The organism is Flavobacterium quisquiliarum, assembly GCF_019308285.1.
GTDB classification, from domain to species: domain Bacteria; phylum Bacteroidota; class Bacteroidia; order Flavobacteriales; family Flavobacteriaceae; genus Flavobacterium; species Flavobacterium quisquiliarum.
Genome location: NZ_WWEM01000022.1, coordinates 102,400 through 115,533, shown reverse-complemented (window position 1 = coordinate 115,533; position 13,134 = coordinate 102,400). Strand labels below are relative to the sequence as shown.

Here is a 13,134-nt window from a genome sequence, read left to right as displayed (position 1 = left end):
TTTTACAATATGATAAAAGTTCTTTTGAAAAGAAACCACTATTATACTATATAACCTAATGCTTTAATAAATATTACTATGTTTAAAAACGTTAAAACAGTTGTTGTTTTACTTTTACTAAGTTCTTTGGGAATGAATGCCCAAAACAAAGTTCCAGTTTATCTGGACGATAAAAAGCCAATTGATGAAAGGGTAGAAGATGCGCTGAAACGAATGACAACCGATGAAAAGATTGCTATGATTCACGCGCAGTCAAAATTTAGTTCTCCAGGTGTAAAACGTCTTGGAATTCCAGAAAACTGGATGACCGATGGGCCTCACGGAATTCGTACAGAGGTAAAATGGGATGAATGGGATCAAGCTGGATGGACAAATGATTCGTGTATCGCTTTTCCAGCGCTTACAGCACTTTCGTCAACATGGAATAAAGAATTGGCTTCTTTGTATGGTAAATCAATTGGAGAAGAAGCACGTTTTCGTAACAAAAATGTATTATTAGGGCCTGGAGTTAATATTTACAGAAGTCCATTAAACGGACGTAACTTCGAATATATGGGAGAAGACCCATTTTTAGCTTCTAAAATGGTTGTTCCTTACATTAAAGGAGTTCAGTCAAATGGAGTTGCCGCCTGCGTAAAACACTTCGCTTTAAACAATCAAGAAACCAATCGTAATTCGGTTAACGTAATTGTCGACGATCGTGCATTATACGAGATTTATCTTCCTGCTTTTAAAGCGGCTGTTCAAGAGGGAGATGTTTGGTCAATTATGGGATCTTACAATAAATATAAAGGACAGCAATGCTGTCATAATGAATATTTGTTAAACGATATTCTTCGTGGAGAATGGGGCTTCAAAGGAGTTGTAGTTTCAGATTGGGGTGGTGTTAATGATACTAAACAAGCTATTCACAATGGATTGGATATGGAATTTGGTTCTTGGACAAACGGACTTTCTTGGGGAACAAGCAACGCTTATGACAATTACTATTTAGCAAAACCATATTCTGAAATGATCAGAAAAGGAGAAGTTGGAACAAAAGAATTAGATGAGAAAGTGCGTCGTATTTTACGTTTATCTTTCTTGACCACTATGGATAGAAATCGTCCGTTTGGATCTTTTGGAACAGAAGAACATGCTTTGGCTGGTCGTAAAATTGCCGAAGAAGGAATCGTATTGCTTCAAAACAAAAACAATGTATTGCCAATCAATCTTTCTAAAACGAAGAAGATTGCGGTAATTGGAGAAAATGCAATCAAAATGATGACTGTTGGTGGAGGAAGTTCTTCACTTAAAGCAAGATATGAAATCACACCGCTTGAAGGATTAAAAAAGAGAATCGGAAATCAGGCTGAAATTGTGTATGCTAGAGGTTATGTTGGAGATCCAACAAGCAATTACAATGGTGTTGTAGCTAAAGTTAGTTTAGAAGAAAAACGTCCTCAGGCAGAATTAACTGCAGAGGCCTTAAAAGTAGCTAAAGATGCTGATATTGTTCTTTTTATTGGAGGTTTGAACAAAAGCCCAAATCAAGATGATGAAGGACACGACCGTAAACAATTAGAATTGCCTTATGGTCAGGATAAATTAATCAGCGAATTAGCGAAAGTAAACAAAAACATTGTTTTCGTAAATATTTCAGGAAACGCTGTAGCAATGCCTTGGATCAAAGAGGTTCCAGGAGTTGTTCAAGGATGGTTTTTAGGAACTGAGGCTGGAAATGCTTTGGCAAATGTTTTGGTTGGAGATGTGAATCCGTCTGGAAAATTATCTTTCACTTTCCCAGTAAAATTGGCTGATAACGGTGCACATGCTTTAGGAGAATTTCCAGGTGGAGATGAAGTAAAATACAATGAAGGAATTTTTGTAGGTTACCGTTGGGTTGACAAAAATAATATTAAACCTTTATTCTCTTTCGGACATGGTTTGAGTTATACGACTTTTGCTTACGGAAAAGTAACTGCTGATAAAAAACAAATCAATGTAGGAGATCAAATCACATTCTCTGTAAACGTTAAAAACACTGGAAGCAGAGAAGGAGCAGAAGTAGTTCAATTGTATATTACTGATGCTAAATCTTCTTTACCACGTCCAGTAAAAGAATTAAAAGGTTTTGAAAAAGTATCGCTTAAAGCTGGAGAAGAAAAAACAGTAACTTTTACGATTGATAAAACAGCTTTATGTTTCTTTGACGATAAAAAACATGACTGGGTTGCAGAACCTGGTGATTTCGAAGCAGTTATTGGTGCTTCATCAACAGATATAAAATCTAAAGTGGGATTCTCACTTAAATAAGAGTTTTTATTTCTAAAAATTGGTTGGTTTGTAAAGCTGCAAGTGTAAAAATTTGCAGCTTTGCTTTTGTCTTAAAAAAGTTAAAGGTTAGGAGTAAAATGTTAGAAGTTTTACTTTTGATAAATTAAGAATCAAATAAAATGAAACGAATATTATTTTTTACAATTGGTTTGTTTTTGTGCCAAAATATTTCAGCACAAACTCTCAATAAAATGCAATGGTTTAATGAACCTGAAAAATGGGAAATTAAAAACAATGCTTTAATCATGAATGTTACTGCAAATAGCGACTACTGGCGAATTTCGCATTATGGATTTACAGTAGATGATGCGCCTTTTTATTATGCAACGTATGGAGGTGAATTTGAAGCTAAAGTAAAATTGACAGGAAATTATATTGCTCGCTTTGATCAAATGGGATTAATGATTCGTGTTGACGAAAAAAACTATATCAAAACAGGTGTCGAGTTTGTTGATGGAAAATTCAATGTAAGCACTGTCGTAACACATGATAAAAGTGACTGGAGCGTAACGACTCTGGAAAAAGCACCGCCTTTTATCTGGATTAAAGCCGTTAGAAGATTAGATGCCGTTGAGGTATTTTATTCTTTTGATGATAAAAACTATATCATGACCAGAAATGCACCTTTACAAGATAATACCCCAGTTATGGTTGGTTTGATGGCTGCTTCTCCTGATGGAAAAGGATTTGAAGCCAAATTTGAAAATTTCTCCGTAAAACATCTGCCGGATCAAAGAAGATCAGAATGGCTAAAAAATCATCAATAGGGAAGTTAATTTTCAAATTCCAAAATCATTACTAACTAAAAAACTTAACCAAGACTAAATATAAATGAGTTCAATTTCATCTGATATTACACCAAAAAAACACTATGAAATTTTAGATGGTCTGCGTGGTGTTGCAGCTATTTTAGTAGTTGCTTTTCATATTTTTGAAGCTTTTGCTGGAGGAAACCGTTTCAAACAAATTATCAATCATGGCTATTTAGCCGTTGATTTCTTTTTTCTATTGTCAGGATTTGTTGTCGCTTATGCGTATGACGATCGCTGGGGGAAAATGGGGCAATGGGAATTTTACAAACGTCGTTTGATCCGTTTACAGCCAATGGTCATTATGGGAATGATTATAGGGGCTATATTTTACTATTTTCAAGCATCTGATATTTTGTTTCCAATGATTGGAGGAATGGAAGTGTGGAAAGTTATTTTGACTATGGTAATCGGTTTTACTTTATTGCCAATTCCGCCTTCATTAGAAATTAGAGGCTGGGGAGAAATGCATCCTTTAAATGGGCCGGCATGGTCACTTTTCTTCGAATATATTGCTAATATCTTGTACGCCTTAATCTTTCGTAAATTTTCGAATAAAGTCATGTCAGTTTTCGTACTGATATTTGCTGGATTGTTAATCAACTATACTGTTTTTGGAACAAAAGGAGATGTAATCGGTGGTTGGTCGCTGAATTTAGAACAGCTCAATGTTGGTTTTACGCGTTTGTTATATCCTTTTTTTGCTGGTGTTTTATTATGCCGTTTAGGAAAGCTGATTCACTTAAAAAATGCTTTTTGGATTTGCAGTATTTTAATTACTATTGTTTTAGCGCTTCCGAGATTTGGAGATGAAAACAGCCTTTGGATGAACGGTTTGTACGAATCATTCTGTATTATTTTTATGTTTCCACTTATTGTTGCTATTGGTGCAGGAGGAGAAATTAAGAATGAAGTTTCTCTAAAAATCTGTAAAGCTTTGGGAGATATTTCGTATCCAATTTATATCACTCATTATCCATTAATTTATTGGTTTACCGCTTGGGTTGTGGACAATAAAGTCTCAATGGCAGATGGATATTTAGAAGGAATCGGAGTCTTAATCGTAAGTATCGTACTGGCTTTTGTATGTTTAAAATTATATGATGAACCAGTTAGAAAATGGCTTGTAAATAAGTTTCAGAAAAGATCTAATTAAGGTACAAAGTAACAAAGTGACAAAGGTACAGAGTTTTTATGCTTTGTCTCTTTGTCTCTCTGCAACTTTGTACCTCAATAAAAATATTGAATTTCTTAATTTTGTTAGTTATAGATATTCAGGAAGGGGTGAAATTTTATATTTCATCCCTTTGTTTTTAGATAATAAAATGAAAATGATTAAGTTTAAATGAAAAATGTTGAGCATTTTAACGACATTGTTGGATATAACTATCCGTTATTTGTACTAATTTTAAAAGTAGCACACGGATGATACTGATTCGCTATCGCGAAGACACGGATTAAAACGGATTTTATACAGATTAATTAAAAAAATCCGTTTTAATCTGTGTTTTTACGAAGTAAATCCGTTTTATCTGTGTCATGTAAATTATTAGTCTGTTTAGTTGATAATCATATTATTGAATGTAGAGATGCACCGTAGTGTGTCTAAATTGAAACCACAAAATGTAAATAAGAAATGGCAAGATTAGATGAAACACACAAAATGCCAATTTTTCAAAAGGCAGAGCAGATTTTGAAACTAACAGAAGGTTTGGTTCACATTATTCCAGCTGAGAATGAATTCCTCCAAGAAACTACGGTTCGATTTATGTTAGAAAATGCTATGATTATTCCCGCTAAAATTGCTGGAGCAGAAGCTGGTGATTTGTATGATCTTAGAATGGAAAATGCTGCAATTATTAGAAAAGCTGCGAGAGAATTATATGTACAGGCAGGAAGTCTTCGTTATGAGGATGGAATTACAGATACTGATTATATTTATCTCTTGCGCGATACAATAGAAGAATTCCGCTTCTTGTTTATTGATTGGGTGGCAGGTTTTGATGTTTGGAATTATATAAAAGACAGTTGGGGATTATTTAATCCGCCTGGTGTAAATGCGCATGATAAAGATCCAGATGAGGATATTCCATTTAATCCAAACGATTTTTTTAATTCAGATGATGACGATGATGATTTATAAACAAAAAGGATAAACGAGTAAGTTTTATCCCTTTGCTTTTTCGTAACCAAAGTAAAACCTTTGTTTCTCTGTTACTTTGTCACTTTGCATCTTAACCTAGAGCAACTCATAAAAATTTCTTTTCCCGATTTTAATTTTGGTCTCTTTGATTAGCGGAACCAACTCGTATGGATTTAGAATCTTCTCCTGATTAATCTGAACAGCGCCACTTTCAATCAATCTTCTGTTTGCTGATTTTGTGATGTCATTTTTAATTAAGGAACAAAGATCAATCAAGGTGATTTGATTGGATTCGTTTCCTAAAGAAGAAATCATAACCGAAACAAATGATTTTGCTTCTTGATTTTTATTTTGAAATTGATTCACAAAGAATCTTTCGGCTTCCTCAGCGCTGTTTTTATTGTGGTATTGTGTAATAATATTTTTAGCAATTAACTTTTTGATGTTCATTGGATTTTCGAGTTCCAGTCTTTTCTTTATTTCTTGTTTTTCTTTGAATGAAAAATCCGTTGTCAATTCTAAAAACTCTAAAATAAGATCATCTGGAATTGACATCGTTTTGCCAAACATTTCATTTGGTTCATCTGTTAAGCCAATAATATTGTTCAAAGATTTGCTCATTTTTTCTTTTCCATCCAATCCTCTTAGCAAAGGCATACACATTACAATCTGTCCTGACATTTTAAACGTTTCCTGCAATTGTCTTCCCATAGTGCAATTAAAAAGCTGATCTGTACCACCCATTTCAATATCGGCATTGATTTTAACCGAATCAAAACCTTGTAATATTGGGTACACCAATTCGTGCATTGCAATTGGGGAATTCTCCATAAAACGTTTGTTGAAATCATTTCGTTGCATAAGCTGTGCAACAGTAACGTTTGACATAATCTGAATCACTTCCGAAAAAGAAAGTTGATCCAGCCAATCAGAATTAAAAACAATCTGCGCTTTTTCAACATCAATAATTTTGGATAATTGTGCAATGTAAGTTTCGGCATTATGCTGTACTTCTTTAGCAGTTAATGGCTTTCTACTTTTATTTTTTCCTGTCGGATCGCCAATTCTGGCTGTAAAACTTCCCACTAAGATCACAATTTGATGCCCCAAATCCTGAAATTGTTTTAGCTTTTTCAAGACAACAGCATGTCCTAAATGCAAATCAGGCGCTGTGGGATCAAAACCCAGTTTGATAATTAGTTTTCTGTTTTCTTTTGCAGCCTGATTTAGTTTTTCTTCCAAACCATTTTCGGGAAGAAAGATGGCAGTGTTTTCTTTAAGTTTTTGAATTGTTTCCATTTTTTTGAAAATAAAAAAGCCCGGACAAAATGCCCGGGCTTTAAGGTTTATATAATTTATCTATTTAATTTACAGGTGAATACGTTGAATTATATGCATAGCCTTTCCGAGCAGATATTATTGCATAATAATAAGTGCTGAAAAATGGAAGACGTAATATGCTGTTCAAGAATTTCATGACTGCAAAGATAAATTTTTTAATTATGGTATTCAAAAAAACTTAGCCCCTTAGAATCTTAGCGACTTAGCACCTTGAAACTTATTCTAAAACCAATTGTCCTAAAGCTTCTTTGCTAAAACCTTTTAGCTCATCAGTTTTCCCTGCTTTGATTTTAGCTACCCAGTTTGGATCAGATAAAAGAGGTCTTCCAACGGCAACCAAATCAAAATCGCCTCTGTCGAAACGTCTGTTTAATTCTTCCAAAGAAGTCGGCTGAGAGCTTTCTCCTGCAAATGCACCGAAGAAATCACCAGAAAGTCCGACAGAACCTACCGTAATAGTTGGTGCTCCCGTTACTTTTTTAGCCCAGCCTGCAAAGTTTAAATCAGATCCTTCAAATTCTGGTTCCCAGAATCTGCGTTGAGAAGCGTGTATAATATCAACTCCAGCATCTACAAGAGGAGTAAGCCAAGCTTCTAATTCCTGCGGATTTTTAGCCAGTTTATAATTGTAATCAGAAGGTTTGAATTGAGAAAAACGCATAATAACTGCAAAATCATTTCCAACTTGTTTTCTGATTTCTTTGATTACTTCAATAGCAAAGCGATTACGTTCTGGCAACGTTTTACCGCCGTAAATATCTTCACGTAAATTAGTTTCAGCTCTGAAGAATTGGTCGATTAAATATCCGTGTGCTCCGTGAATTTCGATTGTATCAAAACCTAATCTTTTAGCATCAGCTGCAGCTTTACCAAAAGCAAGGATAGTATCTTCAATATCTTTTTCAGACATGGCAACACCATTTCTAAAATCAGGACGATTCAATCCAGACGGACCTTCGAAAGGAACCGGAGGAACCCATCCTGAATGATGGTTGTCCATAATTCCCATATGCCAGATCTGCGGACCCATTTTTCCGCCTGCAGCATGAACTTCATCAATTACTTTTTTCCATCCATTTAAGGCTAAATCACCATAAAAATGAGGAACATTTGCATCATTTGATGATGAAGGTCTGTCTATTACAGTTCCTTCAGATAAAATCAAACCAACTTCGCCTTCCGCTCTTTTTTGGTAGTAAGTGGCTACTTCGTCAGTTGGAACTCCGTTTGGAGAAAAAGAGCGCGTCATTGGCGCCATTACGATTCTGTTTTTCAGGTTTAACGTTTTTAAGTTAAACGGAGAAAAAAGGTTGTTTGTACTCATAGTAATTTTACAAATTAGATTGAATTAATTTACTAAGTGCTTCAAAGGCACCTTCGTTGCGTTTATAGTAAGTCCATTGTCCAACACGTTTAGCTTCTATAAAGCCAGCGCGCTGTAAAATAGACAGATATTCTGAAACTGTCGATTGTGTTAAACCAGCCTTAGCCTGAATCTGACCCACACATACTCCGTGTTCAAATCCGGCATGTTCCAGCTGACCTGGAAAGTTAATTTCAGGTTCTTTTAACCATTCCAGCATTTGTAGCCTGGACTTGTTAGATAAAGCTTTAAAAATTTCTATCGTTTCCATAGCACAAATATATCGACTTTTCCCGATATACCAATTAAGAGAAATTTATTTAGCATAATTTTATGATTGAGGAAGGAGAAAATACTGTGATGATTTAGAATTTTAGTAAAGAAAATTTATATTTGTTTTTGTATTCTATTCTCATTTTATGTCATTTCGACGAAGGAGAAATCACACTCGGAAATTGACAAAGATTGACGACATACTTTGCAGAATTTCTAGTGTGATTTCTCCTTCGTCGAAATGACAAACAATGCGGTTATAGCAAAATTTAATTACCCTCAAATCAAATTAAACTTAAATCATGAAAAAAACTTTACTCATTTTTGCATTCTTATGTTGTATAATAACCAGTTCAAAAGCACAAGTTGTAGGTGTTGATGTTGGTGACATCGCTCCAGAAATTGACCTTCCAGATTCAAAAGGAGAAAAAGTTGCACTTTCTTCTTTAAGAGGTTCCTTAGTTTTAGTAGACTTTTGGGCTTCGTGGTGTGGTCCTTGTATTAAAGAACAGCCATTATTGCTAAAGCTGCACAATACTTATACAGACAAATTATCTATTTATGGTGTTTCTATGGATACCAAAAAGCCTTTATGGACAGGAGCAATTGCAAAAGGAAAATTACCGTGGACAAACGTAAGTGATTTAAAATACTGGCAGTCTCCAGTTGTGGGCGATTATATGTTACAATCGGTTCCTTTAAACTTTTTGGTTGATAAAAATGGCATTATATTAGCTAAAAATATTCATGGAAAAGCGCTTGAAGATATGGTGAAAAATATTTTGGAATAAACAGTTGTTAATTCAGAGAAGTATTTTGTCATCAGGAATAATAATTAAATAATTAAGATTATGATTAAAAAGACACTTTTAGTACTATTGGTTTTGGTTTCGCTTAAATCCAATTCACAGACACTGGAAACAGTTTCCAAAATGAAATTGAATTATCAGAAATGTTTGGATAAAGGAAACAATATGAGCGGTTGTTCCATAAATTATTACAATCAATCGGACAGTTTGCTAAATGTGGTTTATAAAAATCTTAAAGAGAAAATAAGTTCCAAAGAACAATCAAAATTGAAAAAAGAACAATTAGAATGGCTTAAAAAAAGAGATGTATATTTTGAAAAAGTCTATTCGGATACTAAAAAAGAAGGTCATTTTATCGAAGGAACTCGAGATTTTGAGATGGTGGTTTTTGATGAAAAAGCCAATTTTGTTTTCGGAAGAGTAAAAGAATTGATTAAGAGAAATTAGATTTTGTAATTTCAAATTCAAAAGTTAAAATAAAAGCCCAATTGATTTCAATTGGGCTTTCTCATTTTTTCTTGTTTTTAAGACTCTTTGATTGGTTTTTTAACCCCTCCAAAACTCGTTTTAAGCATTTCTCTAATTTGAAATTGAGTTTTGTTTCCCGATGCACTTTTCCACTCTTTAAGATCAAAAATATGAATCTGATCAGCGTAAGGATTTGTTAGAAATGAAATTCTGGAAATCGCATATTTATAATATTTCAATTCATGAGATACATGTCGGTTTGGAACGACTATCAGAATATTTTCCCATTTCAGGAAATCCTTTGCAACATCACTTCTTTCTGTTAATCCTAAAGATTCAAAAAAAGCAACAATCTTTTGATCATTAAGCTCGCTAATCTTATGATCCAAGGTTTTAAATTTACTGTGGAGTCTATTTTCGTTTATAATAGTACTCATAATAATTCTTGCTTTTTTTATGATTTTAAGATAAAGTTACATCAAAAGAAAATTATTCTTGAATCTTAAGCCATTAGATTCATTCTAAATTTTAAAGGCCTGTTTAGAAGCGTTATTATGAATGAGTTATCAGCTTTTGATAAAATACTATTAATCTCTTTATGTTAAAAAACTTATTTTTATCGCTATTTGATTTACTAACAACCGCTTTTATGAAAACCACTTTTGTTGCAAAAACTTTACTTTCTTTTTTTCTGTTATTATCGTTTTGGGTTTCGGCTCAAAAATCGGATAGAGAATTAATTTTAATTGATAAAGACTGGAGATTTTCGTTTGGACATTTATATGATACAGAAAAAGATTTTGGACATGCTACAGGCTATTTTTCTTATTTAACCAAAACAGGTTTTGGAGATGGACCTGCAGCAAAAGATTTTGACGACCGGGCATGGAGAAAATTGGATCTTCCTCACGATTGGGCGGTTGAACAGCCTTTTAGCGAAAGCGCCAGTTTTAGTCATGGATTTAAGGCAGCAGGTAAAAATTATCCTGAAAAAAGCATTGGCTGGTACAGAAAGAAAATCAATATTCCGGAAAGTGATTTAGATAAGATTATATCCATAAAATTTGACGGTGTTTTTAGAAATTCCAAAGTATTTTTTAATGGATTTTATTTAGGAACAGAACAAAGCGGTTATAACGGTTTTGAATACGATGTAACGGCTTATGTGAATTATGGAGGAGAAAACACTATTGTTGTGCGCGCCGATGCATCTATGGAAGAAGGCTGGTTTTATGAAGGAGCAGGGATTTACAGACATGTATATTTACAGAAAACAAATTCAGTTCATATTAAGGCAAATGGAACTTATGTGACTTCAGAGTTTAAAAATAACGAAGCTGATGTTATTGCAGCTGTTTCAATAGAAAATAAAGGAAATTATAAAGGTTCGATTGAAATTGTTCAGACTATTTTTGATAATGAAAAGAAGCAGATTGCAACTTTTTCAGAAAGTCTTTTAGCGCCGGAGTTTTATAAAACAATTACACATCATTCAAAATTCTATGTTGAGAATCCTAAATTATGGGATATTGATTCGCCGAATTTATATCGTTTAGTAACTCAAATCAAGCAAAATGAAAAACTAATTGATAGTTATGAAACTACTTTTGGAATTAGAACAATTGCGTTTGATCCTGAAAACGGTTTTTTTCTTAATGGAAAATCTCTCAAATTAAAAGGAACCAACAATCATCAAGATCATGCAGGAGTTGGTACGGCATTGCCAGATGAAATTCAGTATTACAGAATTAAGAAACTGAAAGAAATGGGCTCAAATGCGTATCGCTGTTCGCATCATCCACCGACTCCTGAGCTATTAAAAGCTTGTGATGAATTAGGAATGTTGGTGATTGATGAAACCCGTTTAATGGGAATTAACGATTATCATTTAAATGATTTACAGCGAATGATGGAACGTGACCGAAATCATCCCAGTATTTTCTGCTGGTCGGTTGGAAATGAAGAATGGAATATTGAAGGAGGTATTGTAGGTGAAAGAATCACCAATGTAATGCAGAATTTCGCCAAAAGTATAGATCCGACAAGACCAGTAACGGTTGGAATCAGCAGCGGATTTAAAAGCGGGATTTCGTCTGTAGTTGAAATTATGGGTTATAATTATCTTGGAAACGGAGATATTGATGCACATAGAAATCAGTTTAAAAATCAGCCCGGAATGGGAACGGAGGAAGGTTCTACGTTTGCAACCCGAGGGATTTATTTTACAGATGATGCCAAACACTATCAAAGTGCTTATGACAAGAAGCCAAGACCGACTTTTTATAGTATAGAAGAAGGCTGGAAATTTTATGCGGAACGTCCTTATCTGGCGGGAATGTTTATTTGGACAGGTTTTGATTATCGAGGTGAGCCAACACCTTACGGTTGGCCATCGGTAACTTCCTATTTCGGAATGATGGATGTCTGCGGTTTTCCGAAAGACAATGTTTTCTATCTAAAATCATGGTGGGGAAAAGAACCTGTTTTACATCTATTACCACATTGGAACTGGAGTGGAATGGAAGGCACAGCAATTGATGTCTGGGCGTATTCAAACTGTGATGAAGTAGAACTTTTTCTAAACAAGAAAAGCTTAGGCAAAAAGAAAATGGAGCAAAATGGCCATTTAGAATGGAAAGTAAATTATTCGCCGGGAACTTTGGAAGCTGTTGGTTATAAAAATGACAAAAAAGTATTAAGTGAGATTCAAAAAACTACAGGAAAAGTCGAAAAGATCAAGTTGTCATTAGATAAAGAAAATGTTGCAAAAGGAAATGTTTCTGTAGTTACGGTTGAAGTTACAGATAAAAATGGTCTTCATGTTCCCACCGCAAACGATGAAATTGAATTTGCGATAAAAGGTGGTAAAATTTTAGGAGTAGGAAACGGCAATCCAACTTCACTAGAAAACGATCAGTTTATAGATAATTTGGCTTTGGTTTCGATAACGAATTTTCAGGAACAAAAAGGAACAACAGCTGTTTTGCCTCAGCAATTATCAAATTACTCAGAAAGTGAATGGATAACTGCTTTTAAAGACCGTGATTACAAAAAACAAGTGCCAAGTTATATTTATAGAGGGGAATTTGAATTGAAAAGTAATTCGGTTAAAAATACGGTAAGTTTCTTCTACAAGAAAATAGGAGTGGAAAACGTTGTTTTTGTAAACGGAACTAAAGTAGAACCAAGTACAGAGGATGCTCAAAAATATACTTTTAATACAGCGATTTTAAAAGAAGGAAAAAATACGATTTATATAGTAGCAACACCTTTGCAAAAAGTAAAAGATTGGGATGTCATGAATACTGATCCTGGAGTTATTCAGGTTATAACTCCAGCAGAACCTTGGAAAAGAAAGCTTTTTAATGGCTATGTCCAAATCATTATCCAAAAAGAAGATAATGCTAAAGAATTTGTTTTATCCGCTTCTGCGAAAGGATTACAAACTGGGATTTTAAAATTAAAATAGCCTCCCGCAGATTTTGCAGATTAAGCAGATTTTTAGATTAATCCAATCAAAAATAAAAAATCTCATTTATCTGCAAAATCTGCGAGAAAAAAACTTTACGACTCTGTGACTTTGCGAGATTATTCCTTTCCCATAAAAAACTT

General features: G+C 34.0%; 11 protein-coding genes. 7 read left to right on the top strand and 4 right to left on the bottom strand.

Annotated elements, in window-relative coordinates; genetic code table 11:
- Positions 1 to 78: 78 nt before the first annotated feature.
- The 4 genes from GSY47_RS10545 to GSY47_RS10530 all read left to right on the top strand — a co-directional run bounded on the left by GSY47_RS10545 (position 79) and on the right by GSY47_RS10530 (position 5,268).
- Positions 79 to 2,295, top strand: coding sequence for a glycoside hydrolase family 3 C-terminal domain-containing protein (locus tag GSY47_RS10545; protein WP_179003426.1), 2,217 nt, complete (start codon positions 79 to 81; stop codon positions 2,293 to 2,295).
- Between the two features lie 140 nt (positions 2,296 to 2,435).
- The gene (locus GSY47_RS10540) at positions 2,436 to 3,083 is read left to right on the top strand and encodes a DUF1349 domain-containing protein (protein ID WP_179003427.1); all 648 of its coding nucleotides are present in this window, start codon (positions 2,436 to 2,438) and stop codon (positions 3,081 to 3,083) included.
- Positions 3,084 to 3,147: 64 nt separating this feature from the next.
- Positions 3,148 to 4,281: an acyltransferase family protein gene (locus GSY47_RS10535; protein ID WP_179003428.1), complete on the top strand. Its 1,134-nt coding sequence runs from the start codon at positions 3,148 to 3,150 to the stop codon at positions 4,279 to 4,281.
- A gap of 480 nt (positions 4,282 to 4,761) precedes the next feature.
- Positions 4,762 to 5,268 (top strand): hypothetical protein, encoded by a 507-nt coding sequence (locus GSY47_RS10530; protein ID WP_179003429.1) that lies wholly within the window; start codon positions 4,762 to 4,764, stop codon positions 5,266 to 5,268.
- Positions 5,269 to 5,364: 96 nt separating this feature from the next.
- Here GSY47_RS10530 and tyrS read toward each other — a convergent pair whose 3' ends face one another.
- The 3 genes from tyrS to GSY47_RS10515 all read right to left on the bottom strand — a co-directional run bounded on the left by tyrS (position 5,365) and on the right by GSY47_RS10515 (position 8,243).
- Entirely contained in the window at positions 5,365 to 6,567 is a 1,203-nt protein-coding gene (tyrS, locus tag GSY47_RS10525; protein ID WP_179003430.1) for a tyrosine--tRNA ligase, read from the bottom strand.
- A 259-nt stretch (positions 6,568 to 6,826) separates the two neighbouring features.
- Positions 6,827 to 7,933: an NADH:flavin oxidoreductase gene (locus GSY47_RS10520; RefSeq protein ID WP_179003431.1), complete on the bottom strand. Its 1,107-nt coding sequence runs from the start codon at positions 7,931 to 7,933 to the stop codon at positions 6,827 to 6,829.
- Positions 7,934 to 7,940: 7 nt separating this feature from the next.
- Positions 7,941 to 8,243 (bottom strand): ArsR/SmtB family transcription factor, encoded by a 303-nt coding sequence (locus tag GSY47_RS10515; protein ID WP_091496855.1) that lies wholly within the window; start codon positions 8,241 to 8,243, stop codon positions 7,941 to 7,943.
- A 304-nt stretch (positions 8,244 to 8,547) separates the two neighbouring features.
- Here GSY47_RS10515 and GSY47_RS10510 point away from each other — a divergent pair, with 304 nt between their 5' ends.
- Positions 8,548 to 9,036, top strand: coding sequence for a TlpA family protein disulfide reductase (locus tag GSY47_RS10510; protein WP_179003432.1), 489 nt, complete (start codon positions 8,548 to 8,550; stop codon positions 9,034 to 9,036).
- Between the two features lie 60 nt (positions 9,037 to 9,096).
- Positions 9,097 to 9,501 (top strand): lysozyme inhibitor LprI family protein, encoded by a 405-nt coding sequence (locus GSY47_RS10505; protein ID WP_179003433.1) that lies wholly within the window; start codon positions 9,097 to 9,099, stop codon positions 9,499 to 9,501.
- A 77-nt stretch (positions 9,502 to 9,578) separates the two neighbouring features.
- On the opposite strand, the gene GSY47_RS10500 is transcribed toward GSY47_RS10505, so the two are convergent.
- Positions 9,579 to 9,959 (bottom strand): hypothetical protein, encoded by a 381-nt coding sequence (locus GSY47_RS10500; protein ID WP_109192937.1) that lies wholly within the window; start codon positions 9,957 to 9,959, stop codon positions 9,579 to 9,581.
- A 212-nt stretch (positions 9,960 to 10,171) separates the two neighbouring features.
- Here GSY47_RS10500 and galA point away from each other — a divergent pair, with 212 nt between their 5' ends.
- On the top strand, positions 10,172 to 12,991 hold the full coding sequence (galA, locus tag GSY47_RS10495; protein WP_179003434.1) for a beta-galactosidase GalA: 2,820 nt from the start codon (positions 10,172 to 10,174) through the stop codon (positions 12,989 to 12,991).
- Positions 12,992 to 13,134: the final 143 nt, after the last annotated feature.

Coding starts and splice junctions, on each gene's coding strand:
- GSY47_RS10520 (WP_179003431.1), bottom strand. CDS start 7,933: ATGAGTACAAACAACCTTTTTTCTCCGTTTAACTTAAAAACGTTAAAC.
- galA (WP_179003434.1), top strand. CDS start 10,172: ATGAAAACCACTTTTGTTGCAAAAACTTTACTTTCTTTTTTTCTGTTA.
- GSY47_RS10515 (WP_091496855.1), bottom strand. CDS start 8,243: ATGGAAACGATAGAAATTTTTAAAGCTTTATCTAACAAGTCCAGGCTA.
- GSY47_RS10530 (WP_179003429.1), top strand. CDS start 4,762: ATGGCAAGATTAGATGAAACACACAAAATGCCAATTTTTCAAAAGGCA.
- tyrS (WP_179003430.1), bottom strand. CDS start 6,567: ATGGAAACAATTCAAAAACTTAAAGAAAACACTGCCATCTTTCTTCCC.
- GSY47_RS10545 (WP_179003426.1), top strand. CDS start 79: ATGTTTAAAAACGTTAAAACAGTTGTTGTTTTACTTTTACTAAGTTCT.
- GSY47_RS10505 (WP_179003433.1), top strand. CDS start 9,097: ATGATTAAAAAGACACTTTTAGTACTATTGGTTTTGGTTTCGCTTAAA.
- GSY47_RS10510 (WP_179003432.1), top strand. CDS start 8,548: ATGAAAAAAACTTTACTCATTTTTGCATTCTTATGTTGTATAATAACC.
- GSY47_RS10500 (WP_109192937.1), bottom strand. CDS start 9,959: ATGAGTACTATTATAAACGAAAATAGACTCCACAGTAAATTTAAAACC.
- GSY47_RS10540 (WP_179003427.1), top strand. CDS start 2,436: ATGAAACGAATATTATTTTTTACAATTGGTTTGTTTTTGTGCCAAAAT.
- GSY47_RS10535 (WP_179003428.1), top strand. CDS start 3,148: ATGAGTTCAATTTCATCTGATATTACACCAAAAAAACACTATGAAATT.